At 62.7% G+C, this 23,008-nt stretch carries 23 protein-coding genes; 14 read left to right on the forward strand and 9 right to left on the reverse strand.

What is annotated here, in order from left to right; all coding sequences use genetic code 11:
* Positions 1-286 precede the first annotated feature (286 nt).
* Genes ACSQ2Z_RS16715 through ACSQ2Z_RS16725 form a run of 3 tightly spaced genes read left to right on the forward strand, consistent with a single transcriptional unit; the run spans position 287 to position 1,988 of the window.
* Positions 287-583, forward strand: coding sequence for a cupin domain-containing protein (locus tag ACSQ2Z_RS16715; RefSeq protein WP_436082215.1), 297 nt, complete (start codon positions 287-289; stop codon positions 581-583).
* 11 nt (positions 584-594) lie between these two features.
* Positions 595-1,533 carry an MBL fold metallo-hydrolase gene (locus ACSQ2Z_RS16720; protein ID WP_436082216.1) on the forward strand — a complete coding sequence of 313 codons (939 nt, stop codon included), beginning with the start codon at positions 595-597 and terminating at the stop codon, positions 1,531-1,533.
* 2 nt (positions 1,534-1,535) lie between these two features.
* Positions 1,536-1,988 (forward strand): thiol-disulfide oxidoreductase DCC family protein, encoded by a 453-nt coding sequence (locus tag ACSQ2Z_RS16725; protein ID WP_436083109.1) that lies wholly within the window; start codon positions 1,536-1,538, stop codon positions 1,986-1,988.
* 162 nt (positions 1,989-2,150) lie between these two features.
* Here the strand turns inward: ACSQ2Z_RS16725 and ACSQ2Z_RS16730 are convergent, their stop codons facing one another.
* Positions 2,151-3,059 carry a DUF1499 domain-containing protein gene (locus tag ACSQ2Z_RS16730; protein WP_436082217.1) on the reverse strand — a complete coding sequence of 303 codons (909 nt, stop codon included), beginning with the start codon at positions 3,057-3,059 and terminating at the stop codon, positions 2,151-2,153.
* Between the two features lie 337 nt (positions 3,060-3,396).
* Between ACSQ2Z_RS16730 and ACSQ2Z_RS16735 the strand changes: the two genes are divergently transcribed.
* The 3 genes from ACSQ2Z_RS16735 to ACSQ2Z_RS16745 all read left to right on the forward strand — a co-directional run bounded on the left by ACSQ2Z_RS16735 (position 3,397) and on the right by ACSQ2Z_RS16745 (position 5,034).
* Entirely contained in the window at positions 3,397-3,786 is a 390-nt protein-coding gene (locus ACSQ2Z_RS16735) for a hypothetical protein (protein ID WP_436082218.1), read from the forward strand.
* A gap of 39 nt (positions 3,787-3,825) precedes the next feature.
* On the forward strand, positions 3,826-4,080 hold the full coding sequence (locus ACSQ2Z_RS16740; RefSeq protein ID WP_436082219.1) for a hypothetical protein: 255 nt from the start codon (positions 3,826-3,828) through the stop codon (positions 4,078-4,080).
* 111 nt (positions 4,081-4,191) lie between these two features.
* Positions 4,192-5,034: an alpha/beta fold hydrolase gene (locus ACSQ2Z_RS16745; protein WP_436082220.1), complete on the forward strand. Its 843-nt coding sequence runs from the start codon at positions 4,192-4,194 to the stop codon at positions 5,032-5,034.
* Positions 5,035-5,088: 54 nt separating this feature from the next.
* On the opposite strand, the gene ppdK is transcribed toward ACSQ2Z_RS16745, so the two are convergent.
* On the reverse strand, positions 5,089-7,755 hold the full coding sequence (gene ppdK / locus ACSQ2Z_RS16750; RefSeq protein ID WP_436082221.1) for a pyruvate, phosphate dikinase: 2,667 nt from the start codon (positions 7,753-7,755) through the stop codon (positions 5,089-5,091).
* Positions 7,756-8,228: 473 nt separating this feature from the next.
* On the opposite strand from ppdK, the gene ACSQ2Z_RS16755 reads away from it, so the two are divergent.
* Complete coding sequence (locus ACSQ2Z_RS16755; protein WP_436082222.1) at positions 8,229-10,034, forward strand: caspase family protein; 1,806 nt, start codon at positions 8,229-8,231, stop codon at positions 10,032-10,034.
* On the opposite strand, the gene ACSQ2Z_RS16760 is transcribed toward ACSQ2Z_RS16755, so the two are convergent.
* The 3 genes from ACSQ2Z_RS16760 to ACSQ2Z_RS16770 form a co-directional block, all read right to left on the reverse strand.
* Positions 10,035-13,499, reverse strand: coding sequence for a chromosome segregation SMC family protein (locus ACSQ2Z_RS16760; protein WP_436082223.1), 3,465 nt, complete (start codon positions 13,497-13,499; stop codon positions 10,035-10,037).
* Between the two features lie 180 nt (positions 13,500-13,679).
* Entirely contained in the window at positions 13,680-14,327 is a 648-nt protein-coding gene (locus ACSQ2Z_RS16765) for a DsbA family protein (RefSeq protein ID WP_436083110.1), read from the reverse strand.
* A 394-nt stretch (positions 14,328-14,721) separates the two neighbouring features.
* Positions 14,722-15,228, reverse strand: a complete 507-nt coding sequence (locus ACSQ2Z_RS16770; protein WP_436082224.1) for a DUF721 domain-containing protein — start codon at positions 15,226-15,228, stop codon at positions 14,722-14,724.
* Between the two features lie 86 nt (positions 15,229-15,314).
* On the opposite strand from ACSQ2Z_RS16770, the gene mutY reads away from it, so the two are divergent.
* The 4 genes from mutY (at position 15,315) to ACSQ2Z_RS16790 (ending at position 18,572) form a co-directional block, all read left to right on the forward strand.
* Positions 15,315-16,430 carry an A/G-specific adenine glycosylase gene (gene mutY, locus ACSQ2Z_RS16775; RefSeq protein ID WP_436082225.1) on the forward strand — a complete coding sequence of 372 codons (1,116 nt, stop codon included), beginning with the start codon at positions 15,315-15,317 and terminating at the stop codon, positions 16,428-16,430.
* On the forward strand, positions 16,430-17,047 hold the full coding sequence (locus ACSQ2Z_RS16780; RefSeq protein WP_436082226.1) for an HAD family hydrolase: 618 nt from the start codon (positions 16,430-16,432) through the stop codon (positions 17,045-17,047). Before mutY ends, ACSQ2Z_RS16780 begins: the two co-directional genes overlap by 1 nt.
* A gap of 2 nt (positions 17,048-17,049) precedes the next feature.
* Positions 17,050-17,418, forward strand: coding sequence for a nuclear transport factor 2 family protein (locus ACSQ2Z_RS16785; protein WP_436082227.1), 369 nt, complete (start codon positions 17,050-17,052; stop codon positions 17,416-17,418).
* A 116-nt stretch (positions 17,419-17,534) separates the two neighbouring features.
* Positions 17,535-18,572, forward strand: a complete 1,038-nt coding sequence (locus tag ACSQ2Z_RS16790) for a calcium-binding protein (RefSeq protein ID WP_436082228.1) — start codon at positions 17,535-17,537, stop codon at positions 18,570-18,572.
* Positions 18,573-19,065: 493 nt separating this feature from the next.
* Here ACSQ2Z_RS16790 and ACSQ2Z_RS16795 read toward each other — a convergent pair whose 3' ends face one another.
* Positions 19,066-20,196 carry a site-specific DNA-methyltransferase gene (locus ACSQ2Z_RS16795; protein WP_436082229.1) on the reverse strand — a complete coding sequence of 377 codons (1,131 nt, stop codon included), beginning with the start codon at positions 20,194-20,196 and terminating at the stop codon, positions 19,066-19,068.
* Positions 20,197-20,340: 144 nt separating this feature from the next.
* Between ACSQ2Z_RS16795 and ACSQ2Z_RS16800 the strand changes: the two genes are divergently transcribed.
* On the forward strand, positions 20,341-20,637 hold the full coding sequence (locus ACSQ2Z_RS16800) for a nucleotidyltransferase family protein (protein WP_436082230.1): 297 nt from the start codon (positions 20,341-20,343) through the stop codon (positions 20,635-20,637).
* 32 nt (positions 20,638-20,669) lie between these two features.
* Positions 20,670-20,984: a HepT-like ribonuclease domain-containing protein gene (locus tag ACSQ2Z_RS16805; RefSeq protein ID WP_436082231.1), complete on the forward strand. Its 315-nt coding sequence runs from the start codon at positions 20,670-20,672 to the stop codon at positions 20,982-20,984.
* Here the strand turns inward: ACSQ2Z_RS16805 and ACSQ2Z_RS16810 are convergent.
* Entirely contained in the window at positions 20,971-21,369 is a 399-nt protein-coding gene (locus ACSQ2Z_RS16810) for an antibiotic biosynthesis monooxygenase family protein (protein WP_436082232.1), read from the reverse strand. The two genes, ACSQ2Z_RS16805 and ACSQ2Z_RS16810, sit on opposite strands and share 14 nt — an antisense overlap.
* Positions 21,366-21,695 carry an NIPSNAP family protein gene (locus tag ACSQ2Z_RS16815; RefSeq protein ID WP_436082233.1) on the reverse strand — a complete coding sequence of 110 codons (330 nt, stop codon included), beginning with the start codon at positions 21,693-21,695 and terminating at the stop codon, positions 21,366-21,368. Before ACSQ2Z_RS16815 ends, ACSQ2Z_RS16810 begins: the two co-directional genes overlap by 4 nt.
* Before the next feature lie 92 nt (positions 21,696-21,787).
* Between ACSQ2Z_RS16815 and ACSQ2Z_RS16820 the strand changes: the two genes are divergently transcribed.
* Positions 21,788-22,474, forward strand: coding sequence for an ArsR/SmtB family transcription factor (locus ACSQ2Z_RS16820; protein WP_436082234.1), 687 nt, complete (start codon positions 21,788-21,790; stop codon positions 22,472-22,474).
* Here the strand turns inward: ACSQ2Z_RS16820 and ACSQ2Z_RS16825 are convergent, their stop codons facing one another.
* Complete coding sequence (locus tag ACSQ2Z_RS16825) at positions 22,475-22,906, reverse strand: DUF1284 domain-containing protein (RefSeq protein WP_436082235.1); 432 nt, start codon at positions 22,904-22,906, stop codon at positions 22,475-22,477.
* Between the last annotated feature and the right edge of the window lie 102 nt (positions 22,907-23,008).

Genomic DNA, 23,008 nt, shown 5'->3' on the forward strand with positions numbered 1-23,008 from the left:
GGGCTTTGGGCGGATTTTTCGTGCCTTGGCATCCGGGGAAAGCCCCTCATCCGGCCTGCCGGCCACCTTCTCCCCGTGAACGGGGAGAAGGGATATGCGGCAACCTCTGTCGTCCCCTCTCCCCGCTTGCGGGGAGAGGGTTAGGGTGAGGGGCCGTTCTCGACCCGCGTCGAGGCCGTTCATGGAAGTATAGCAACGCGATGAAAAGACGTGAAGCTCGGTGAGGGAAATCCATTCCTGTCGCCGGTTTTCTGCGCTAGGGTCCGGTGGCAATCTGGAGACCCTCATGAGCATTTTTCGCGCCCGCCCGCCTGCCAAGCCGACGCTGCTTCTCGATGACGAGATGGTGCGGATCACGCGATGGGATTTCGAGCCGGGGGCCGATACCGGCCATCATGTGCACGGCATGGGCTATGTCGTGATCCCGATGACCGATTGCCGCTTCCTGCTCGAGGAGCCGGGCGGCGAGCGGCGGGTGGATATCGCCAAGGGCGCGGCCTACCGGCGCGAGGCGGGTGTCGAGCACAATGTCATCAATGCCGGCCGCGAGTTCATGTCCTTCATCGAAATCGAGTACAAGTGAAGAGACGGCGCATGGACGGCCCGGATTTCAACCTTGATTTTCAACCCGCCCATGGCGAGGCGGTGACGGTGGCGGCCGGTGTCCAGCGCATCACCGTCAACAATCCCGGCCCGTTCACCTTCCACGGCACCAACTCCTATATCGTCGGCGGCAAGTCCGTCGCGGTGATCGATCCGGGGCCGGAGGATGAGGCGCATTTCCAGGCGCTGATGACGGCGCTGAAGGGCCGCGAAGTCACCCATATCGCCGTCAGCCACACCCATCGCGACCACTCGCCGCTTGCCCGCCGCCTGAAGGCCAGGACCGGCGCGCTGATTGTCGCGGAAGGGCCGCACCGGGCGGCAAGGCTCCTGCACGAGGGCGAGATCAACCCGTTCGCCGAAAGCTCCGACATCGATTTTGTGCCCGATATCGCGCTTGCCGATGGCGACACGGTGGAAGGCGACGGCTGGTCGCTGACGGCGCTGCTCACCCCCGGCCACACCGCCAACCACGCCGCCTTTGCGCTCGGTGGCACGGTTCCGGGGGACACCGGCATCGTCTTTTCCGCCGATCACGTCATGGCCTGGGCGACCTCGATCGTCGCACCGCCGGATGGATCGATGACCGACTATATGGCATCGCTCGAAAAGCTGCTTGGCCGCGACGACCGGCTCTATCTGCCCGGCCATGGCGGCCCGGTGACGGAGCCTGCCGCCTTTCTCCGGGGCCTGCGCGCGCACCGGCGGATGCGCGAGCGCGCCGTTATGGAACGGCTGCGGGCCGGCGACAGGCTGATCGCCGACATGGTCAAGGTGATCTACCAGACCACCGACCCGCGGCTGCATGGCGCAGCCGCTCTTTCGGTCCTTGCCCATATCGAAGACCTGGTCGAGCGCGGTCAGGTCGAGACCGACGGCCCACCGTCGCTTGACCGCATCTATCGGCTGGCGCCCGGCGGTGCCGCCTGATGCTGTCGCGTCCGGCCTACAGCTATCGCAGCGATCCGGCCGTGCCCGCCTTTGCCGACGATCACCCGATCATCGTCTTCGACGGCGAATGCATCTTCTGCTCCGGCTGGGCGAACTTCGTGCTCCGGCATGACAAAAAGGGCCGCTACCGTTTCATCACCGCGCAATCGCCGCTCGGCGAAGCGCTCTACCAACATTACGGCCTCGACAGCCGCTACTACGAGACCAACATGCTGATCGAAAACGGATCTGCCCTTGTGAAATCGCAGGGTTCGCTGCGCATGGCGGCGGGTCTCGGCTTGCCCTTCAGCCTCGTTTCCGCGCTACGCCTCATTCCCCGGGCGCTGCGTGACCCGCTTTATGAATTGGTGGCGCGCAACCGCTACCGCATCGCAGGAAGGCGCAATGCCTGCTTCGTACCGACACCGGAGCATCGCAGCCGGTTCATTGCATGAGCGCCAAGCGGTTGCGCATCCTCGGCGGCTGCGGCACGTTTGGCGCCGGCTGGGGTGGCTGCCTTGCGACGACCCGCGGCTGACGCTGCTGCGGCTGCCGCTTCCTCTGCATGCCGCCGCCGCTGTTTCTGGCGCCGGCTTGCCTGATAGGCCGCCGAACCGTCAATCCCCCGCAATGCCGAGCAATTCCGCGTCGAGCGCATGCAGGAATTGGTTAGCAAACGCGGCGCCGAGGCCAAGGTCGTGCGGGCCGTAGCGGGAGGCCACGCGCATGTCGACAAAGGTCGTCTCGGCCTCTTCGCGCAGCCTGATCAGCACATCGAAGCGGAAGCCGGCGATCAGCGTGCGCCATTCGCCCTGCAGCAGGATATCGGACGAGCGTCGCCCGGTGCTCATCTCGCCCGGCATCGTCTGCGGGCGCGACAGCGGGATCGGCACGTCGCCCGGCTCGCTGTCGGTTGGCGCTGCATCGTCCGGCTTGACCGCCATGTCCTCCAGGTCAGGCTTAGCGTTTTCGACGCCCTCCTCATCGACGATGCCGATGCCGGTTTTTTCGGCAACGATCTTCACGCCCCGGTAGACGCGGTCAAGGGCACCGTCATAGCGGCGGCCGGTGAGCCCCGGATAGGCGGATATCTGCGCTTCACGGTCCTCCGGCGTCACGACGGCCGGGCGTTCGAGCCAGCCCTGCATCGTATCCGGCGGCTTGATCCAGGCAGGCGGCGTCACGGTGTCGGTGCTGACATCGTAGATCGCCGGCTTGGAGAGATATTCGTTGAGCGCGAAGCCGGCGGCGGCGATCGGGATAGCCGCATACACAAGCGCGACGAAGGAGGCGACGCCGCCGACGGCCGCGACCTGCCAGAGCCGAACGAAGCCGATGGCGGCAAGCACCACGGCAAGAGCCGCCAATCCCGCCGAAAACACCATAAGCGCCACGAAATGCGGCGTGATCAGCGGGCCGAAGCGATGCGCCAGCAGCGCCACGGCGAAGAGACCGAAGGCAAAGCGGGCGGTCCTGCGCGCCCAGCGGGCGGCATGAGACGTGGGGCGCTCATACTTGATCATCATCTGGCAGAATCAATCCCTTGACCCGGACGCGGCAACTTCTTCTCCTGTTTAGAGCATGATGGAGAAAAGTGGGAAGCGGTTTTCGGCAAGATCACATCGCAGCAGCGAATGAAGCGGGCAAGTGCCTGCCAAGTGCCTGCCAAGTGCCTGCCAAGTGCTTGCAAGTACTGGGATCGCCGCTCGCGCCGCAAATTCGCCATTCTCGTTAACCATGTCTTGGGAACGGGGATCAGGCGTGTTTCCCGGTCCTCAAGCCACCGGACCGGTTTGCACAGACATCAAATTTTCAAAGCACCCGGGAAGCGACCGCTTTCCGGCGCTTGAAAGGAGAGAGAGCATGCTGTCATCCGAACCCAAACAGGCATCCACCGCTGCCCAGGTTACCGTGCCGCCATCGGATGCGAGCCTGACGATGGAACTGCTGGAGCTTGAACTCTCGCTGGACGGATTTACCACGGGCGCCGAGGGTTTTGCGGCCCATGTCCGTGCCGCTGCCGCCGCGATCGACGGCGCATTGCTCTTTGAACTGCCGGCATCAGGCCTCATTGCCGATTGCGACCGGATCGCCGTCCTGCGCATTCCACAGGATGGCACTGCAGCGACGACCACCGTCTTTGCCTGCCTGGAGAGCGACGGAACGACGATCCGCATCGAAAAGCCGAATGAGGAGACGGCAGACCTGAAAAATTTCGCGGAAGCTTTTGTGGATGTGCTGCAGCGCATCTGATAGTTGATCGGATCTCGCAGCACATCACAGGGACTGATCATGCATATTCGGAGACTAGTGTTGCTGGCCGCTCTTGGAGCGGTCCTCTCCGGTTGCGCGACGATGACGCCGGAAGAGCGCCGCGCCGCCGACGAGAAGACCTGCCTGTCCTACGGCTTCCGCCGCAATACCGACGCCCTTGCAACCTGCCTGCAGCGCATCGATCTGGACCGCCGGGCCGAATCGCGTGCCTTCCGCTATGGAAACGATGCCATGATATGGGGCTGGGACAGGCCGGTCGTCGTCCGCCGATAATTTAGGCGATATCTACCAACAAGAAAATTTCCCGTTCAACGCGAAAAGGCGCTTGCTTTGGCAAGCGCAAATCGCGCCTATTATGCACGCGACATCGACGGGAGATTTTTCATGACAGCCGTACTGAAAATATTCTGCGCCCTCTTCTTTCTCTCCGCAGCGCCTGCACTTGCTGCGGAACGCTGGCAGGAACTGCCCGAACCTGCCCCGCTGCCGCACGCGGCGAAGACGGGCAAGGCCCCTGTCAACGACATAGAACTCCATTATGCTATCTACGGCTCCGGACCGCCTGTCCTCTTGATCCATGGCGGGCTTGGCTACAGCGAGGTCTGGGGCGCGCAGGTTGCCGACCTCTCGAGGGACCATACCGTCATCGTCGCCGATAGCCGCGGCCACGGCCGCTCGACCCGCAATGCCGAACCCTACAGCTACGAGTTGATGTCGTCGGACTATCTTGCCCTGCTCGACTATCTGAAGATCGAGAAGACGGCGCTGGTCGGCTGGAGTGACGGCGGCATCATCGGCCTCGACATCGCCATCCATCATCCCGAACGGCTGACGAAGCTCTTCGCCCAAGCCGCCAATTCCAAGGTGGGCGGGGTCATTCCGACCGTGATGGAGGACAAGACCTTTGCCGCCTATGTCGAGGAGGCCGGCGAGGTGTACAAGAATATCTCGCCGACACCGGCGGAATACGACGCCTTCGTCATCCAGATCAGCAACATGTGGGCAAGCCAGCCCAACTGGAGCGACGAAGACCTGAAGAAGATCACGACGCCGACCGCGATCGTGCTGGGCGATCATGACGAGGCGATCAGCCGCGAGCACACGGACTATCTGGCAAAGACCATCCCTGGCGCCAAACTGGTGATCCTCGAAAATGCCAGCCATTTCGCCATGCTGCAGGATCCGGAAGGCTACAGCAAAGCGGTGCGGGACTTCATCGATCAGTAAGTAAATCGGCAGAGCCGGCGGGCTTGGCCCCCGCCGGATAACCGGATCGGCCGTTCACCCCTTGCCGTTGATCGCCGCCTGCGCGGCTGCAAGCCTTGCGATCGGCACGCGGAAGGGCGAGCAGGAGACGTAGTCGAGGCCGGTTTCCTCGCAGAAGCGGATGGATTCCGGATCACCGCCGTGTTCGCCGCAGATGCCGAGCTTCAGGCCGTTCTTGGTGCGGCGGCCGCGTTCGGCGGCGATCTGGATGAGTTCTCCGACGCCGTCAAAGTCGAGCGAGACGAAGGGGTCCTTCTCGACGATGCCTTTCTGGATATAGGTATTGAGGAACTGTGCGGCGTCGTCGCGGGAGATGCCGAAGGTGGTCTGCGTCAGGTCGTTGGTGCCGAAGGAGAAGAAATCGGCGGATTCGGCGATCACATGGGCGCGCAAGGCCGAGCGCGGCAGCTCGATCATGGTGCCGACGAGATATTCGATCTCCATGCCCGATTCGCCGATCACCTCCTTGGCCACCGCATCGATGCACGCCTTGACGTAATCGAGTTCGGTCTTGAGGCCGACCAGCGGCACCATGATTTCCGGAACGACCGCAGCGCCCGTCTCACGGGCAGCCTGCACCGCCGCCTCGAAGATGGCACGGGCCTGCATCTCGGCGATCTCGGGATAGGAGATCGCCAGCCGGCAGCCGCGATGGCCGAGCATCGGATTGAACTCGTGCAGTTCGTCGACACGCTCGCGCAGTTCCGACGGCTTCAGGTCGAGCACGGCCGCGACATCGGCGATCTCCTCGTCGGTCTTCGGCAGGAATTCATGCAGCGGCGGGTCGAGCAGGCGGATCGTTACCGGCAGTCCGTGCATGATCTCGAAGAGTTCGGTGAAGTCCGAGCGCTGCATCGGCAGGAGCTTGGCAAGCGACGTGCGCCGTCCGGCCTCGTCAGTGGCAAGGATCATTTCGCGCATGACGTTGATGCGGTCACCCTCGAAGAACATGTGCTCGGTGCGGCAGAGCCCGATCCCTTCGGCACCGAAGGAACGGGCGGCACGCGCATCCGCCGGCGTCTCGGCGTTGGTGCGCACGGTCATGCGGCGACTGGCGTCGGCCCAGGCCATGATCTTGCCGAAGTCGCCGGAAAGCTCCGGTTGCAGCATCGGGATTTCGCCCTTCAGCACCTGCCCTGAGGAACCGTCGATGGTGATGACGTCGCCCTTCTTCAGCGTAATGGAGGGAGCGATCAGCAATTCGTTGCGCGCATCGACACGCAGGTTTCCGGCGCCGGAGACGCACGGAATGCCCATGCCGCGTGCCACGACGGCCGCATGGCTGGTCATGCCGCCGCGCGATGTCAAAATGCCCTCGGCCGCGTGCATGCCGTGAATATCTTCGGGGCTCGTCTCGACGCGCACCAGGATGACCTTGCGGCCTTCCTTTTGCGCCATCACTGCCTCCTCCGAGGTAAAGACGATTTCGCCCGTCGCCGCTCCCGGCGAGGCGGGCAGGCCGGAGCCGATGATATCGCGCCGGGCATGCGGATCGATGGTCGGGTGCAGCAGCTGGTCGAGCGAAGCCGCATCGATGCGGGCGACCGCCTGCTCCTTGGTGATCATTTTCGCTTCGGCCATATCGACGGCGATCTTCAGCGCCGCCTTGGCGGTGCGCTTGCCCGCGCGGGTCTGCAGCATCCAGAGCTTGCCGCGTTCTATGGTGAACTCCAGATCCTGCATGTCGCGATAGTGCGCTTCCAGCTTGTTGCAGATGGCCTGGAACTCCTCGAAGGCTTCCGGCATCAGCTTTTCCAGCGAGGGCTTGTCGGAGCCGGAGGCGATGCGCGCAGCCTCGGTGATGTTCTGCGGCGTGCGGATGCCGGCGACGACGTCCTCGCCCTGCGCATTGACGAGAAACTCGCCATAAAGCTCGTTCTCGCCGGTCGAAGGGTTGCGGGTAAAGGCAACGCCGGTTGCCGACGTGTTGCCGAGATTGCCGAAGACCATGGCCTGCACGCTGACGGCGGTGCCCCATCCGGCTGGAATATTGTGCAGATGACGATAGGTGATGGCGCGCGGATTCATCCAGCTGGCAAAGACAGCGCCGATCGCGCCCCAGAGTTGCACTTCCGGATCCTGCGGAAAGGGTTCGCCGAGTTCCTCCTCGATCATGCGCTTATAGAGCGAGATGACATGCTGCCATTCGACGGCGGAAAGCTCGGTATCGTTTTCATGGCCGAGGCGCCCCTTCTCGTCCTCGAGGATTTCCTCGAAAACCTCGTGATCGAGCCCCATCACCACATCGGCATACATCTGGATGAAGCGTCGGTAACTGTCCCAGGCGAAGCGGGCATCGCCGGCATCGTGGCCGAGCGCCTCCACCGTGTGGTCGTTGAGACCGAGATTGAGGACGGTATCCATCATGCCCGGCATCGAGGCGCGCGCGCCGGAGCGCACGGAAAGCAGCAGCGGGTGTTGCGTGTCGCCGAAGACGCGGCCGGTAATCGCCTCCATCTTCTCGATGCCGGCTTTAACCTGGCTCTTCAATTCCACGGGAATGATGCGGCCGTCGTCATAATAGCGCGCGCAGGCATCGGTCACGATCGTCAGTCCCGGAGGCACCGGCAGGCCGAGATTGCACATCTCCGCCAGATTGGCGCCCTTGCCACCCAGGTGATCGCGATCGCCTGCACTGCCTTCGGCTTCTCCCCCGCCGAAGGTGTAAACCCATTTCGTCATATTCATTCTCCCACCCATAAGGCTCCCACCTGACGCTACATTATCCTCTTCACGTTTAAAATGCATCGGTGGCGGAAATTTGCTGCATTGCAACAAATCTTGAGACAAAAGTGTGAGGGACGAAAGAAGAAAGGGATCAAGCCGCGACCCGGCGGCGGCGCCAAGTCATTCCGACAGGAGCCGCGAAACCGGCGTTCGGGCAAGGATCGGCCGGCGCCAGCCATTTCACATGCGGCTTGTGAAATCCGTCAAGCTTCAAGTCCTCGACAGCCCACCCATCCGAAAGGCGTAGCCGATACCGTACGCCCGATATATGAAAAATCTTCTTATCAGGTGACGAAGTGTTTAAGATGAATGCCGGAGGCAGATCGCCGGAAGGCGATCGATTACTGTTTCGACTGCGCTTTTGTCCTTGTGCAAGGAACGATAAAACTTCCGGCCGCCCGTTTCCTGATGGATGGGAGCGTTTCAAAATGCAGGAGATCGCAAAAAGGCTATTGATGGCGCTGGCGTTCGTCTTGTGGGCGGGTGTTTCGACTTCTCACGCGGCAGACGGCCGGCGGCTCGCCCTGGTTATCGGCAGCTCCGCCTATGAGGCAGCCGGCAACCTGCCCAATGCCGTGTCCGACGCAAGGCAATTCGGCGCATTCCTCTCCAGCCAGGGATTTGACACGGATATCGTCACCGACGCCGACCGCAGGGAGATGGCGGACGCCGTGTCGCGCTTTGCACGCAAGATAGGCGCCGACGACGTCGCCCTGTTCTACTTCGCCGGCCATGGCATGCAGCTTCGCGGCGAAAACTATCTCGTCGGCACTGATGCACGGCTTGCGAGCGAATTCGATGTCGCGGCCGAGACGCTGGCGCTGACGGATGTCATCGGGGCAATCGAGAAAAAGTCGAAGATCGCGCTCTTCTTCCTCGACGCATGTCGCAACAATCCGCTCGCTAACCGGCTCAACCAAGAGGTCGAAGGCGCCACCAGAAGCATCGCCACACGCGGACTGGCACCTGTCGAAACCGAGAGCGCGGGCACCATGGTCGCGTTCGCGGCGGCACCCGGACAGGTCGCGTCCGACGGCAGCGGCAAGAACTCTCCCTTCACCGTAGCGCTGATCGGCCATCTCGCAGGCCCCGGCCTCGAGATCGGCACCGCCTTCAAGCGGGTGATCCGCGATGTTCGAAAGGCGACCGATGGCAAGCAGTCGCCGCAGATTTTGTCGTCGCTGGCACTGGAATTCTATTTCAACACCGCGTTGCCGGAGGTGGAGGCGCAGCTGCCAGCCGCTACACCCGCCATCGATCCGGAAAAGGTGGAGGCCGAGGCGGATTTTGAAAAGGCGCTGCGGATCAATACACCGCGCATCTGGAAATTCTTTCTCGCCAAGCATCGCAGCGGGGAGCAGTCTAACCTCGCCCGGCAGATCCTGTCAGTCATGGAGCCGACAGCACTTTCCCCCCTGTTCCCGACGCCTGAGCAAGCCGAGAACGAACTTGCCCTCAACAGGACTGATAGAAGCAAGATTCAGCTGGCTCTTGCCGCAAAGGGCTTCGGTGCGGGAAACGCGGATGGCGTGTTTGGCGCGCAGACCCGCAGGGCCATCACCGACTACCAGAAATCCGCCAGCATTACCGGTACCGGCTACTTCAATGAAAAGACGGCGAAGGCGCTCGGGATTGATGTGAGCAAGGCCGAGGACGGCCTTTACTCCTCGCCCATGGCGCGGCTGTACATGCCGAAGGATTTCGCAGGGTTGGAAACCGATGCACGCGTCTTGAAGGCAGTCGACTGCGATCCGTGGCAGGAAAAGGTCTACGGCTCCTTCGAGGGGCATATGTACGTGGTGATACGCGCGCAATGGACGACGTGGAAATCGGCGGCACTGGCGGCCAAGCGCTGCGGGGGATATCTGGCAACTGTGACATCCGAGGCGGAGAACAATTTCATTGCATCTCTTTTCAACAAGGATTCACGTCTATTCCAATCCGGCTACGACGCATCCACAAACACTTCTTACAAGATGGGTCCCTGGATCGGCTTGATCCAGGATCCCGCAGGCCGGGAGCCGCGCGGCGGTTGGCAATGGGAAAGCCGCGAGCCCATGAGCTACGCCAAGTGGTACAACGACATCCCGAACGAATACAAGCCCGGCGACGACTACGCGATGTTCTACGCACATCGGCGCGGAAAAGCGGATCTTGGAGCTGTGTACGTCGATGCGTGGGACGATATGGGCGAGACCAATAGCACCCATAGCTTCGTCATCGAATTCGAATGATCACACCGCTTCGCGCAGTTGCTCTGCCGTCTGCAGATCAACCGAGACAAGCTGGGAGACACCCTGCTCGCCCATGGTGACGCCGAACAGGCGGTTCATGCGGGCCATGGTGATCGGATTGTGGGTGATGATGACGAAGCGGGTCTCCGTCGAGGCGGCCATCTCGTCCATCAGGTTGCAGTAGCGCTCGACATTGTGGTCGTCGAGCGGCGCATCCACCTCATCGAGTACGCAGATCGGCGCCGGGTTGGTGAGGAACACGGCAAAGATGAGCGCCATCGCCGTCAGCGCCTGTTCGCCGCCGGACAGAAGCGTCATGGTCTGCGGCTTCTTGCCGGGCGGCCGGGCGAGGATTTCGAGACCGGCATCGAGCGGATCGTCGCTTTCGATCAGCTGCAGTTCGGCCGTACCGCCGCCGAAGAGATGGGTAAACAGCCGCTGGAACTGGGCGTTGACCACGTCGAAGGCGGCGAGAAGGCGCTCGCGGCCTTCTCGATTGAGGTTCTGGATTGCCGACCGCAGCTTGCGGATCGCGTCGATGACGTCCTCGCGCTCCTTGAGCATGGCGTCGAGCTTGTCCGACAGTTCCTTCTGCTCTTCCTCGGCCCTGAGATTGACCGCGCCCAGACGCTCGCGCTCGATCTTCAGCCGCTCCAGATCACGCTCGATCTGGCGCATGTCCGGCAAATCGCCATCGACCGGAAGGCCGGTGAGGCGCATCACCTCATGCGGGGCGCAATTCAGCGCCTCGCGAATTCGGGCTTCAATCTCGATGCGCTTTTCGCGGGCGGAAACGAGGCGCTCTTCGGCGCGTCCGCGTTTTTCACGCGTTTCGGCAAGCTCCGACAGCGCCGTCGCAGCCACCCGGTCGGCATCGCGCTGGCGGGTTTCAGCCGCAGCCAGAAGGTCCGCCGCCTGCCGGCGCGCCTCTTCCGCCTTCGACAACTCGTTCATCAGCGCGCGACGTTTCTCGTCGAATTCGTCCGGCGCCTCAAGAAGTTCTTCCGCCTCCTCGCGTGCCTCGCTTTCGCGCTCGCGCAGCGTTTCGATATGCTCCTGCGCGCTTGCCGCCCGCGCATTCCAGGTCTGCCGCTCGACGGTGATTGCCCCGATGCGGCGCTCACGCGCCTCGTTTTCGCGAGCCAGGCCGTCGTTGATCGCACGCGTTTCGGCAACCCGCGCCCGATCGGTCGCGACAGTCGTCATCTGGCCGTTCAGCCTGCGCTCCAGCTCAGCGAGATCCGGCGCATCCTCCAGCGCCTCGCGCGCACCTTCCATCTGCTCGCCGATTTCCTCGACCTGCAAGGCCAGCTGGCTGCCCGTCTCAGAAAGGACCGCACGGCGGCGGACGAGATCACCGGATGCCCGCTCGGCTGCCGCCAGCGCATCGCGCGCCTCGGCAAGCTTGCGCATGACCATGCGCTGCTCTTCCCGCGACAGCCGCAGGCGTTCGTCCCCGGCGCGAATGCGCGCGGCGGCGGCGGTAAGCTCCGCCGCGTGCAACTCCAGCTGATGGCGGGCATCGACAAGTTCGGTTTCGAGTTCAGCCAGCCGGTTCTTCTGCTCCAGCCGCAAGGCAGCCGCGCTCGGCGCATCGGCACCGGTCACGTGACCGTCCCAGCGCCAGACGGCACCCTGGCGCGTCACCAGCCGCTGGCCGGCCTTGAGCATCGGCAAAAGCGCCTCGGCCATCGCATCGCTGTCGACGATGCCGATCTGGCGCAGACCACGATCGAGCGCCTGCGGGGCACGCACATGCCCGGCCAACGGCACCGCGCCGTTCGGTAATCGCGGATCGTCCGATCCATCAGCCGGCAGGCGCCAATGCGCGGGCGCGCTCGGATCGAGCGGAGATTCAAGGTCTTCGCCAAGGGCAGCGCCCAGCGCGGTCTCAAAGCCGCGATCAACTTGCATGTCATCGACAATCGGAGGGGCCGTGCCCTGTATCACCGTGGCTTCGAGCATGCGCCGGATGGTGCGTGCTTCCGTCTCGATGCCGTTCAGCCGGGCGCGGGCCGCCTCGACAGGCGGGCGGGCCTCGACTTCGGCGAGACGCGCGGCATTCAGCGCATCCTCGATATCGGCGATCGCAGTTTCCGCCTGCTCCAGCGCCGCTTCGGCCGCCTCGACCTCCTCGCGCTTTTCCTGCGGGTCGGGAAGGGCCGAAATCTGCCGGTCGAGGTCGTCCAGATCGCCTTTCTGGTCCGACAATTGCCGGGCAAGCCGCGCCTGCCGCTCGGCGAGATCACGGATGGTCTTTTCAAGCTGGTTGCGCGCCGCCTGTGCCTCGGCCTTCTCGGCGGTCAGAAGCCCCAGTTGCCGCTCGCTTTCGCCCAGTGCTTCGCTCGCCTCGACCAGCCGCTCGCGCGCCTCTTGCGCCCGCTCGCCGGCTTCGGAGAGGAGATCGCGGAGCTCTCTCTCCTCTTCGTCCAATCGGGCCAGAATACCGGCATTGTCGGCCACGAGGCGCTCCTCGCGAATGATGTCCTCGGCGAGCTGCGACAGGCGGCGCTGCAGCTCGTCGCGGCGGCGCAGGATGCGACCGGCATCTTCCTCGAGCTGCGCCTTGGCGATCTGCAGCCGCTGCAGGGCGGCCGCCGCGCGGGCCTCACCTTCGCGCAATTCCGGCAGCTTCAGACTGGCGATGCCTTGCGCCTTGGCCGCCTCCATCTGGCCTTGCGCCTTTTCGGCAACCAGCGATGTCGCCTGGTTGAGGTGGCTGTCGGCTTCGGCTTCGGCCTCCTTCGCCTGCGCCCAGCGGATATGCAGAAGCGTCGCCTCGTGACGGCGGATATCCGCCGACAGCATCTTGAAGCGATTTGCCTGGCGCGACTGGCGCTTCAGGCTTTCGATCTGGCTTTCAAGCTGGGATGTCACGTCCTCCAACCGCTCCAGATTGGTTTCGGCGCCCCTGAGGCGCAGCTCGGCCTCGTGCCGCCGCGAATGCAGCCCGGAAATGCCCGCGGCTTCTTCCAGCAGTTGCCGGCGGGCCTGCGGCTTGGCGGCGATCAATTCGCCGATCCGCCCCTGCCCGACCATCGACGGCGAGCGGGCGCCGGTCGAGGCGTCGGCGAACAGGAGTTGCACGTCCTTGGCGCGCGCTTCCTTGCCGTTGATGCGATAGACCGAGCCGTTTTCCCGCTCGATCCGCCGCGTCACCTGGATTTCATCGCTGTCGTTGAAGGCGGCGGGCGCGGTGCGGTCGGAATTGTCGAGGTAGAGGCCGACTTCGGCGGTGTTGCGGGCCGGGCGCTTGCCGGAACCGGAAAAGATTACGTCGTCCATGCCGGACGCGCGCATGTTCTTGTAGGAGTTTTCCCCCATCACCCAGCGCAGCGCTTCGACCAGATTGGACTTGCCGCAGCCATTCGGCCCGACAACGCCGGTCAGCCCGCGCTCGATGACGAATTCGGAGGGTTCGACGAAGGACTTGAAGCCGAGAAGACGGAGTTTTGTGAATTTCATGGAGCCACCCTCCCCTTGAGGGGGAGGGTCGGAGCGGAGCTCCGGGGTGGGGTGGCCTCTTGCGACACCCAAAGTTCACCCCCACCCGCGCGTTCCGCGCGACCTCCCCCCTCAAGGGGGAGGTAAGGAAAAACGGGCGCACTGAGGCGCCCGCCGGTCGTTCTCAAAGAGCGCGAAGGATCAGAGCATCGTGTCGATAAGGGCCGACATGGTGTCAACCGACATTTCTCCGGAATATTGCTTGCCGTTGATGAAGAAGGTCGGGGTGGCCTTTACCCCGTATTCCTTCTCGCCCTTCTGCATCGTTGCCTGCACATCATCGAGAAGTTTCTGGTTCGTCAAGCAGGCCTCGAAGCTCTCCTGTGTAAAACCGGCGAGTTTCGACATCTGCAGCAGCGCATCGCGGCCGTTCGGGGCGGCAGCCCAGGTTTCCTGCTGCTTGAACAGCATCGAGACCATCGGGAAATACTGGCCTTCCGGCGCGCAGCGCGCCAGCATGAAGGCAGCGGCTGCCCGCGGATCGAACGGGAATTCGCGAACGACGAAACGAACCTTGCCGCTGTCGACATATTTCGCCTTGATGGCGTCGAAGGTCTCGTTGTGGAAGCGCGCGCAGTGCGGGCAGGTCATCGACATATATTCGACGATGGTCACCGGCGCATCGGCCTTGCCGATCGCCATTTCCGGCAGCGGGCCTGGCTCCATCAGCTTGGCGACATCGACTTCGCCCTGAACCTCGGGCAGCTCGACCTTCGTTGCCGGCGCGGCGGCTTGAGCCATCTGCGTCTGATTGGCGTCGGCAGTCGCGGGCTTCATCGCCGACGACATGGTGGACGAGGTCGTCGTGCCGTCGACGGGCTTGGCTTGCGTCGTCGTGGCGGCCATCATCGAGCCACCGTCGGCGGGTTTCATCGCCGTTGCCGACGACATCATGGAACCGCCGTCAGCCGGCTTGACCTCGGTCTTCGCCGCCGTCGTTTCCGTTGCCGGAGCGTTGGAAGCCGCGTCCTTTTTCTCGTCGCTGCAGGCGACAAGCGTCACGGCAATGGCGGCCACGGCGACGCCGCTCAGGAGGCGCTTGAAAGGGCTCAGTTCAGAAAAGGACATGGTTTCACCTGTGTAAGGGGATGAATGAAAACGGTCGAAAATTCGATAACTTGCCTTGCCTTGGGCGACAAGGGCCTGCCGCTCACCAATATTCAAACAATCGTGACCGCCGCCATCATTTCTTTCGGTCGGACATGACAGCGGTGCCAAGCCGCGTCAACGCCGCCTTCAGCGCCTCGCTCTCGATACCACCGACCAGTTCTTCCAGATGCCGCGCCCGAGCGCCGGTCAGCGGTTTGGGCTTGCGATTGTGCTTCGGCGGCGGCGCGACCGGTTTCTGCACGATCCGCATCTGGCTGATTGCCGGAAAACCGAAGAAGCCGTTGATCCGCTGGATCAGTTCGCCCTGCGCATGGGTGAGAAACAGGGCGCGCGCGCCCTCGCAGGCGACCGTCAGGACACCGGGCTGATAGCCGCCCTCGCCCGCCATTTCCGAGGCCCGCCGCGGCCAGGCGATCTTTTCTGGGCGGGTGCAATCGGCAAACTCCTCGCCGGCGATCTCGTCCCAGGAGCCGAGCAGCAGCGTGTTGATGCCGGCGCGCTTGGCAAGCACCGGGTCGATCAGGCCGTTGGCGACCTCGCTGATCTGCACGACGCCCTTGCGGGTATAAGGTTGTTTCAACAGAACGGCTTTCAGTTCTCGATTTCGCCTTGAAGGATGGCGAACACTCCGCCAAGTATAGGACCCAACCAACCTTCCGGCAAATGATGCAGCACATGTTCAACGCGGCCGATGCGGCCAACCGGCTTCTTGCCTGGTACGACCGGCACCACCGCGATCTTCCCTGGCGCGTCTCACCGCCGATGGCAAGGGACGGCGTTGTCGCCCATCCCTATCACGTCTGGTTGTCGGAAGTGATGCTGCAGCAGACCACCGTGCAGGCGGTCAAACCCTATTTCCACAAGTTCCTGTCGCTCTGGCCCAAGGTTACGGACTTGGCGGCGGCGGACACCGAAGAGGTGATGAAGGCCTGGGCAGGGCTCGGCTATTACGCCCGGGCACGAAACCTGAAGAAATGCGCCGAAGCGGTCTCCCGCGATCATCAGGGCGTGTTTCCCGGCACCGAGGAAGGGCTGAAGGCGCTGCCGGGGATCGGCGACTATACAGCCGCGGCTGTTGCGGCCATCGCCTTCAACCGTCCAAGCGCCGTGCTCGACGGCAATGTCGAGCGGGTGATTTCCCGGCTGCATGCGATCGAGACGCCACTGCCCACGGCCAAACCGCAGATGCGGGCGCTGGTGGCCGAGATGACCCCAGTCGGCCGGCCGGGCGATTTCGCCCAAGGGATGATGGATCTCGGCGCCACGATCTGCACGCCGAAACGGCCAGCCTGCGCGCTCTGTCCGTTCAACGATCTCTGCCTGGCGCTGAAGACCGCCGATCCCGAAACCTTTCCGCGCAAGGCCGCCAAGAAGGACAAGCCGCTGCGCGTCGGCGCGGCCTTCGTCGCCAGCTGTCCGGAAGGCGCGGTCTATCTGCGCAAACGGGCCGAAACCGGCCTGCTCGGCGGCATGACGGAGGTGCCGGGCACAGCCTGGACAGCGCGCATCGACGGCGAAACCTCGGTCGAGGCGCAGCCTTTTGCCGCGAGCTGGGAACCTTGCGGCGCGATCACGCATGTTTTTACGCATTTTGAATTGCGCTTGTCGGTCTATCGCGCGAATGTCGCCAACCGGAACAAAAGCGGAAACGGCTGGTGGGAGCCGCTCGCCTCGCTGGAGGCGCAAGCGCTGCCGACCGTCATGAAAAAAGCAATCGCCCAGGCTATACCGCATGCTTTCCGCGGCAAGAGTGATAGAGGCCGGGAACAGAGGAACGTCTGATGAGCAGCGTCGCGATCCGCCACATCGTCTTCGACATCGGCAAGGTGCTGATCCACTACGATCCCGATATTCCCTTCAGCCGGATCATTCCGGACGAGGCCGAGCGCAAATGGTTTTTTGCCAATGTCTGCACGCATGACTGGAACATCGAGCAGGACCGCGGCCGCGGCTGGCGCGAGGCGGAAGACCTTTTGATCGCCGAGCATCCGGCGCAGGAAGAAAACATCCGCGCCTTTCGCAGGCACTGGCACGAGATGGTGCCGCATGCCTATGTCGAATGCGTCTCGATCATGGAGTGCCTGATCGCCAAGGGCTATGACGTGACGCTCTTGACCAATTTCGCCTCCGATACCTTCAAGGAGGCGCAAAAGCTGTTTCCGTTCCTGACGCTGCCGCGCGGCGTCACGGTCTCGGCAGATGCGCAGCTGATCAAGCCCGACGTGGCGATCTACCAGGCACATGCCGAAGCCTTCGGCCTTGATCCTTCCGCGACACTGTTCATCGACGACAACATGGTCAATGTCGAAGGCGCCCGGGCGGCCGGATGGCATGCCGTGCTTTTCACCGACCCGCAGACGTTGCAGGCCGATCTTTTGGCCTATGGGGTCAATGTGTGAGAATGGGTGTGCAGCCAGCCCTTGATCCCGTCGCGCTGGTGCGGCGGTTTCATGCCGCCATCAGCGCGCTCGATTTCGCCGCGATCGAGGATTTCTTCACGGAAGATGCCACCTATTCTTCTGGCAAAGTCGGCGGCCTCAAGGGGCGTGCCGAGATCATGGCGGCATTCCGGCGCTATTTCGCCGAGTACCGTGACCAGGTCGCCGAAGACTGTCTGATTGAACCGCTGTCCGCCGTTTCGGCACGCTCGATCTGGCACCTGACGGCCACCAGTGCGCTCACCGGAAAACAGCTTCGGCGGCAGGGCGAAGAGATCATCACCTTCGACCAGGGCGGCAGGATCGTCAGCGTCGACGTGACCGACCGCTGACACCAAAAGCCCTTTTTCATATCACCAAATCGCCGCAATTGGTTCAGCCATCATTCACCTTGTCGGCTGCATGATCCGCTTCAGAATTCAGCGGTTTAACCGAAAGGCCCAGCGTTATGGCGACAATTATCAATGGCACCAGTGGCGACGATTTCTACCAGCAGGACAGCGATGTCGACGTGGAGATCTATACCTACGGCGGCGATGACGATATCTATCTCAATCGCACCGACGATCTGGGCGGCTTTAACTATGTCAACGCCGGAACCGGCCATGACTACGTGCTGAACTACTTCGAAGGCGGCAACGACATCTTCCTCGGCGATGGCAATGACCTCTATGTCGCCGACATCCGTGCAGGCGATGCGAGCGACTACGACGTCGTCAAGGGCGGCACCGGCAACGACAAGTTCGTCGTCGATACCGAAGCCAGCAAATATTACGGCGAATCCGGCAACGACACCTTCAAGTCGATTGGTGTCGACAACTATTTCAACGGCGGCACCGGCACCGACACGATCAGCTACCAGTTGCAGGACGAATATGATTCGCAGCGCGGCAAGGGTGTCACGGTCGACCTCGGCGGACAGGAGGCCACGACCGGCAGCGGCCATGTCGAAGACCTGATCAGCATCGAAAATGCGATCGGCACGAACTATGGCGACGACGACATCACCGGCAGCTCGGCGGGCAACATCCTGAAGGGCCTTGGCGGCAGCGACATCATCGACGGCCTTGGCGGCGCCGACGATCTCTATGGTGGCACCGGAAACGACGATCTCGACGGCGGCTCGGACGACGATCTCCTGGTCGGTGGCACGGGCTTCGACTACCTGACCGGCGGTACCGGCGAGGATACGTTCGACTTCAACTCGATCAAGGAATCCGCTGTCGGTACCAAGCGCGATGTCATCACCGACTTCCACCGCTCGGAATTTGACGTCGTCGATCTTTCGACCATCGACGCCAACACACGGAGCAGCGGCAACCAGAAGTTCACATTCATCGGCGCCCAGTCGTTCCACGACAAGGCAGGTGAACTTCGGTTCAGCAACGGCGTCATCTCCGGCGATACCAACGGCGACGGCGTTTCCGACTTTCAAATCAAGATGAGCGGCGTCACCAAGATGTACGCCGACGACTTCTTTCTTTAAGCCGGCGGCAATTCGTCAAACATCGAAGGGCTCCACTGCGGAGCCCTTTTGCTTTGCACCATTGCGAAAGTCCGCAAACAGAAACGCCCAGGACCTTTTCGGATCCTGGGCGTTTAAGTCTCCCTCCGGGACTGAAGGTACGAAACCGGACGAAAACTATCTCTGAACCGGGCAGCCTCGGAGGCTGTCCTACCGGGCAATTTGCGGGTTTGCCCCGCGCGCCTCGCGTGGTTGATCACGCGGTCGTCCTGCCTGCCATCAGAGTATCCGCGGGATGGTTAAATTGTTCTAAAGGACATGCGAGCGCCAATAGTTTTCGGCTGCGAATTCTCCGGATTATCCGTCAGAAATTTGCGGTTGGCGATCGCATGCGCGGGGGCCACGGGCGTTCTGCATCGGGTCGCCAGAACCGCCGATGCAGGACGCAAACGCCGCGCCTCCTTGCGGATAGCGCGGCGTCAGGAATGCTTTTCCGTGGTTCTTGCTTATCCGCTCAGTTCAGCTTGGCCATATCGGCGCGGATGACGGCGCGCAGGTCGTCGATCGGACGCAGCGCCGTGCCGTCGTCATAGTGCCAGAAGGTCCAGCCGTTGCAGGCGTCGAGCCCCTGAACCCTGGCGCCAAGACGGTGGATCGAGCCTGCCTCGCCGCCGCTGGCGATGGTGCCGTCGGCGCGCACAATGGCGCTGTAGCGGCGCCTGGCATCGGTCAGCACCGTGCCGGGCTTGATCATGCCGCTTTCGATCAGCGTGTTGAAGGCGACGCGCGGTTCGGCCTTCTTGCCGGTCATGACCGACAGCGTTGCCTTGCCGAGCGGCTCGACGGCGGCGATGCGCTCGGCGGCGGCATCGATATAGCTCTGCTCGCGCTCGATGCCGACGAAATGGCGACCGAGGCGCTTGGCCACGGCGCCCGTCGTGCCGGAACCGAAGAACGGATCGAGCACCACGTCGCCCGGCTTGGTCGAGGCCATCAGTATGCGGGCGAGCAGCGCTTCCGGCTTCTGCGTCGGATGCACCTTCTTGCCGTCGTCGCCCTTCAGCCGCTCGCCGCCCGAGCAGATCGGAAACAACCAGTCGGAGCGCATCTGCACGTCGTCATTGGCGGCCTTCATGGCGTCGTAGTTGAAGGTGTAGCCCTTGCCCTTGGCGCTGGGGCTCGCCCAGATCAACGTCTCATGGGCGTTCTGGAACCGCCGGCCCTTGAAGTTCGGCATCGGATTGGTCTTGCGCCAGATGATGTCGTTGAGGATCCAGAAATTCAGGTCCTGCAGCGTCGCGCCGACGCGGAAGATGTTGTGATAGGAGCCGATGACCCAGAGCGTGCCGGTCGGCTTCAGGACGCGGCGGCAGGCGAGCAGCCAGGCGCGGGTGAAGGCGTCATAGGCCTCGAAGGAGACGAACTGGTCCCACTCGTCATCGACCGCATCGACCAGCGACTGGTCGGGCCGGGTGAGCGCACCGCCTAGCTGGAGGTTGTACGGCGGATCGGCGAAGACGACATCGACGGAATTGTCGGGAAGCGCCTCAAGGGCTGCGACGCAATCGCCCTTGATGATGGAATCGAGCCAGCCGGAGGGGCTGACGCCGCGGGAGATTTCGGCCAACGAAACAACTGATGACATGGACAACTCGCACCTACGCTTACTCGGAACTGATCAGTGCTTATGGTTACCGAACTTGGTTACCAAATGCTGAAGGCGGGCGCGAAATCTGCGAGATGGTACACGAGGATGGAAAGTCCATCGCCGATACGGTATCTTGTTTTCATGATCAAAAGCGACGCCATAGCAAGATTGCGGGAGCAAGCCGATACCGTTCGCGGGATGGGTGCAACCGCGCTTTATCTTTACGGCTCGACGGTGCGGAACGGGGCGCATGCCGCCAGCGATCTCGACCTGTTCATCGACTACGATCAAGAGAGCCGATTCAATGCCTTCGATCTGATCGGGATAAAATTACTTTTGGAGTCGGAACTTGCGGTACCGGTTGATATCACCACGCGGGACGGGTTGCATCCGGTGCTGAAATCCGAGATCGAAAAGTCCGCTGTACAGGTTTTTTGATGGCTCGGGAGTTTCGTCACGCGCTTGGCGACATGCTCGATGCCATCGCGGGCATCGAGCGGTCGGTCGCGGGCAGGACGTTGGCGGACCATCAAAGCGACTGGCTTCTGAAACATGCCGTGCAACGAGCAATAGAAATAATATCAGAGGCAAGCCGCGCGCTTCCTGATGACGTCAAAGAACTCCGTCCTGAAATTCCCTGGCCGCAGGTGCTCACAATCGGCAATGTCCTCCGGCACGAATATCATGGGCTTTCTGACAGGATTATTTGGGGCGTTGTCGTTGACGAACTGCCAGCCTTGAAAATCGCTGTCGCGGCTCTGAACGAGAAATTCAAGACACATTAAGGTCGGCCTTTGGAATGATACGCCAGCGCGTACGTCCCACATCCTCATGAAACGCCCGGCTGTCCTCGGGCGCCTCGTCGCGCTCCGTCATTCCATAGTCGCGGATGACGGAGGCGATGCGGAGGCGGTAATCGGCGAAGGTGCCGTTGCGGCCGGCATGCTGGGCCGCGCGGTGCTCGGTGCCGTTGCGCCATCTGGCGATCGCCGCCTCGTCGCGCCAGAACGACAGGGACAGGATCTTGCCCGGCATCTTCAGGCTTTCGAACCGCTCGATCGACAGGAAGCCGTCGATCTTGTCGAGGCGCGCATGCAGTTGCGCAGCAAGATCGAGATAGGCGCTGCGCCGGTTATCGGCCGGCGTGACTTCGAAGATGACGGCGATCACGGCGAGACTCCCCTGGCATGCGGCAGCGAAACGTTCTTCAGGAAAATCCGGTCTTCCTTGAGGATGAAGCGCTCCCTCTTGGCAAGTTGATAGTTCTCGGCACCGAGCGGATCGGCTGCAAGCCTTGCGCGATAGGCCTCGTAGGCGGCAAGGCTTTCGATGTTGTAGACGCCATAGGCGGTCGTGGCCGAGCCTTCATGCGGAGCGAAATAGCCGATCAGGTCGGCGCCGTTGCGCGGGATGGCCTGACCCCAGTTGCGGGCGTAGGTGGCGAATTCCTCTTTCTTGAACGGATCGATCTCGTAGCGGATGAAGCAGGTGATCATTGTCTTTTCTCTCGATGTTTCCCGGCCTCGTGACCTTCGATGAACCTTTTTGCCACCTTGAATGCGCTCGATGCTTCGGTTAGCATCGAAGTATGAAAGAAGGACCAGACATTGCCCAGATCGGGTCGCTGATCGGCGATCCCGCCCGCGCCAACATGTTGACCGCCCTGATGGGCGGCAAGGCGTTGACGGCGACCGAGCTTGCCGGAACGGCGGGGATCACGCTGCAGACGGCGAGTTCGCATCTGTCGAAACTGGAGGCCGGCGGGCTGATCAGCCAGCGCAAGCAGGGCCGGCACCGCTATTTCGCCCTTGCCGACGACGATGTCGGTCTTTTGCTCGAAAGCCTGATGGGGTTTGCCGCCCATCGCGGTTTCACCCGACACCGCACCGGCCCCAAGGACCCGGCGCTGCGCAAGGCGCGCGTCTGCTACAATCATCTCGCCGGCGACTACGGCGTGCGTTTGCTCGACAGTCTTGTCGCCGAGGAGGTGATCACCGGTGCGGGCGACGACCTGTCGCTGACAGAGACCGGCGCAGAAAAAATGACGGCGCTCGGCATCGACCTTTCGGCGCTCACCAGATCGCGGCGCCCGGTCTGCCGCACGTGTCTCGACTGGAGCGAACGCCGCTCGCATCTCTCCGGCTCGCTCGGCCAGGCGCTGCTCACACTGTTTCTCGACAAGGGCTGGGCCAGGCGCGAGACCGACAGCCGCGCCATGCGCTTCACCGACACCGGCGAAAAGGAATTCGCAAAGCTCTTTCCCCTGCCGGCCTGATCAGCAACTGGGCGACGCGATCAGCACGCCGTCGAAGCCTGAAGCGGCAATGCTGGTGCACAGCGGCGACCATTCGCAGCGGACGCATCCCTCGCGGATGGTGCCGGCGCTGAAAGCCTCGCGCATCCGCCGGAGAAAATTCGCATCCGGGAGGATCGACTGGCCGGCGCCCGCCGACATCCCGAGCAGGCCTTCCACCGCGGCACTTGCGCTGCGATCCCGTTCCGTCACGGTGTCGCACAGACAGTGGTTGTCGACCTTGTCAAGCATCGGCGCACAGATATCGTCCGGACCGTCGACCACAAGAATATCCTCGCCTGCGGAGAGGCGGGTGGCGATGCGGATGTAGTTCTCGGTGAAAGCCGGCGTGTATCCCTTGCCGATGAAGGTCAGCATGCAGAGCAGATGATGCGGGCGCAGGCGGACGGTCATGGAGGCCTTGGTGCCGGAGGAAAACAGGTGCAGAAGCGTGTTTTACCTAGCCCGCATATACGCTGGACGCAACAATTTCGGTTTCCGCCGCCTCGCCGGCGC

Origin of the sequence: Pararhizobium sp. LjRoot235 (assembly GCF_964254145.1) — a bacterium.
Taxonomy (GTDB): Bacteria; Pseudomonadota; Alphaproteobacteria; order Rhizobiales; family Rhizobiaceae; genus Pararhizobium.

Bases quoted from the DNA above. Each gene is read 5' to 3' on its own strand.
- ACSQ2Z_RS16825 (WP_436082235.1), bottom strand. From the start codon at position 22,906: ATGACCGTCCGCCTGCGCCCGCATCATCTGCTCTGCATGCTGACCTTC.
- ACSQ2Z_RS16820 (WP_436082234.1), top strand. From the start codon at position 21,788: ATGAAAGAAGGACCAGACATTGCCCAGATCGGGTCGCTGATCGGCGAT.
- ACSQ2Z_RS16790 (WP_436082228.1), top strand. From the start codon at position 17,535: ATGGCGACAATTATCAATGGCACCAGTGGCGACGATTTCTACCAGCAG.
- ACSQ2Z_RS16735 (WP_436082218.1), top strand. From the start codon at position 3,397: ATGCTGTCATCCGAACCCAAACAGGCATCCACCGCTGCCCAGGTTACC.
- ACSQ2Z_RS16780 (WP_436082226.1), top strand. From the start codon at position 16,430: ATGAGCAGCGTCGCGATCCGCCACATCGTCTTCGACATCGGCAAGGTG.
- ppdK (WP_436082221.1), bottom strand. From the start codon at position 7,755: ATGACGAAATGGGTTTACACCTTCGGCGGGGGAGAAGCCGAAGGCAGT.
- ACSQ2Z_RS16740 (WP_436082219.1), top strand. From the start codon at position 3,826: ATGCATATTCGGAGACTAGTGTTGCTGGCCGCTCTTGGAGCGGTCCTC.
- ACSQ2Z_RS16755 (WP_436082222.1), top strand. From the start codon at position 8,229: ATGCAGGAGATCGCAAAAAGGCTATTGATGGCGCTGGCGTTCGTCTTG.
- ACSQ2Z_RS16800 (WP_436082230.1), top strand. From the start codon at position 20,341: ATGATCAAAAGCGACGCCATAGCAAGATTGCGGGAGCAAGCCGATACC.
- ACSQ2Z_RS16805 (WP_436082231.1), top strand. From the start codon at position 20,670: ATGCTCGATGCCATCGCGGGCATCGAGCGGTCGGTCGCGGGCAGGACG.
- ACSQ2Z_RS16795 (WP_436082229.1), bottom strand. From the start codon at position 20,196: ATGTCATCAGTTGTTTCGTTGGCCGAAATCTCCCGCGGCGTCAGCCCC.
- ACSQ2Z_RS16745 (WP_436082220.1), top strand. From the start codon at position 4,192: ATGACAGCCGTACTGAAAATATTCTGCGCCCTCTTCTTTCTCTCCGCA.
- ACSQ2Z_RS16765 (WP_436083110.1), bottom strand. From the start codon at position 14,327: ATGTCGTCGGCGATGAAGCCCGCGACTGCCGACGCCAATCAGACGCAG.
- mutY (WP_436082225.1), top strand. From the start codon at position 15,315: ATGCAGCACATGTTCAACGCGGCCGATGCGGCCAACCGGCTTCTTGCC.
- ACSQ2Z_RS16815 (WP_436082233.1), bottom strand. From the start codon at position 21,695: ATGATCACCTGCTTCATCCGCTACGAGATCGATCCGTTCAAGAAAGAG.
- ACSQ2Z_RS16785 (WP_436082227.1), top strand. From the start codon at position 17,050: ATGGGTGTGCAGCCAGCCCTTGATCCCGTCGCGCTGGTGCGGCGGTTT.
- ACSQ2Z_RS16730 (WP_436082217.1), bottom strand. From the start codon at position 3,059: ATGATGATCAAGTATGAGCGCCCCACGTCTCATGCCGCCCGCTGGGCG.
- ACSQ2Z_RS16720 (WP_436082216.1), top strand. From the start codon at position 595: ATGGACGGCCCGGATTTCAACCTTGATTTTCAACCCGCCCATGGCGAG.
- ACSQ2Z_RS16760 (WP_436082223.1), bottom strand. From the start codon at position 13,499: ATGAAATTCACAAAACTCCGTCTTCTCGGCTTCAAGTCCTTCGTCGAA.
- ACSQ2Z_RS16715 (WP_436082215.1), top strand. From the start codon at position 287: ATGAGCATTTTTCGCGCCCGCCCGCCTGCCAAGCCGACGCTGCTTCTC.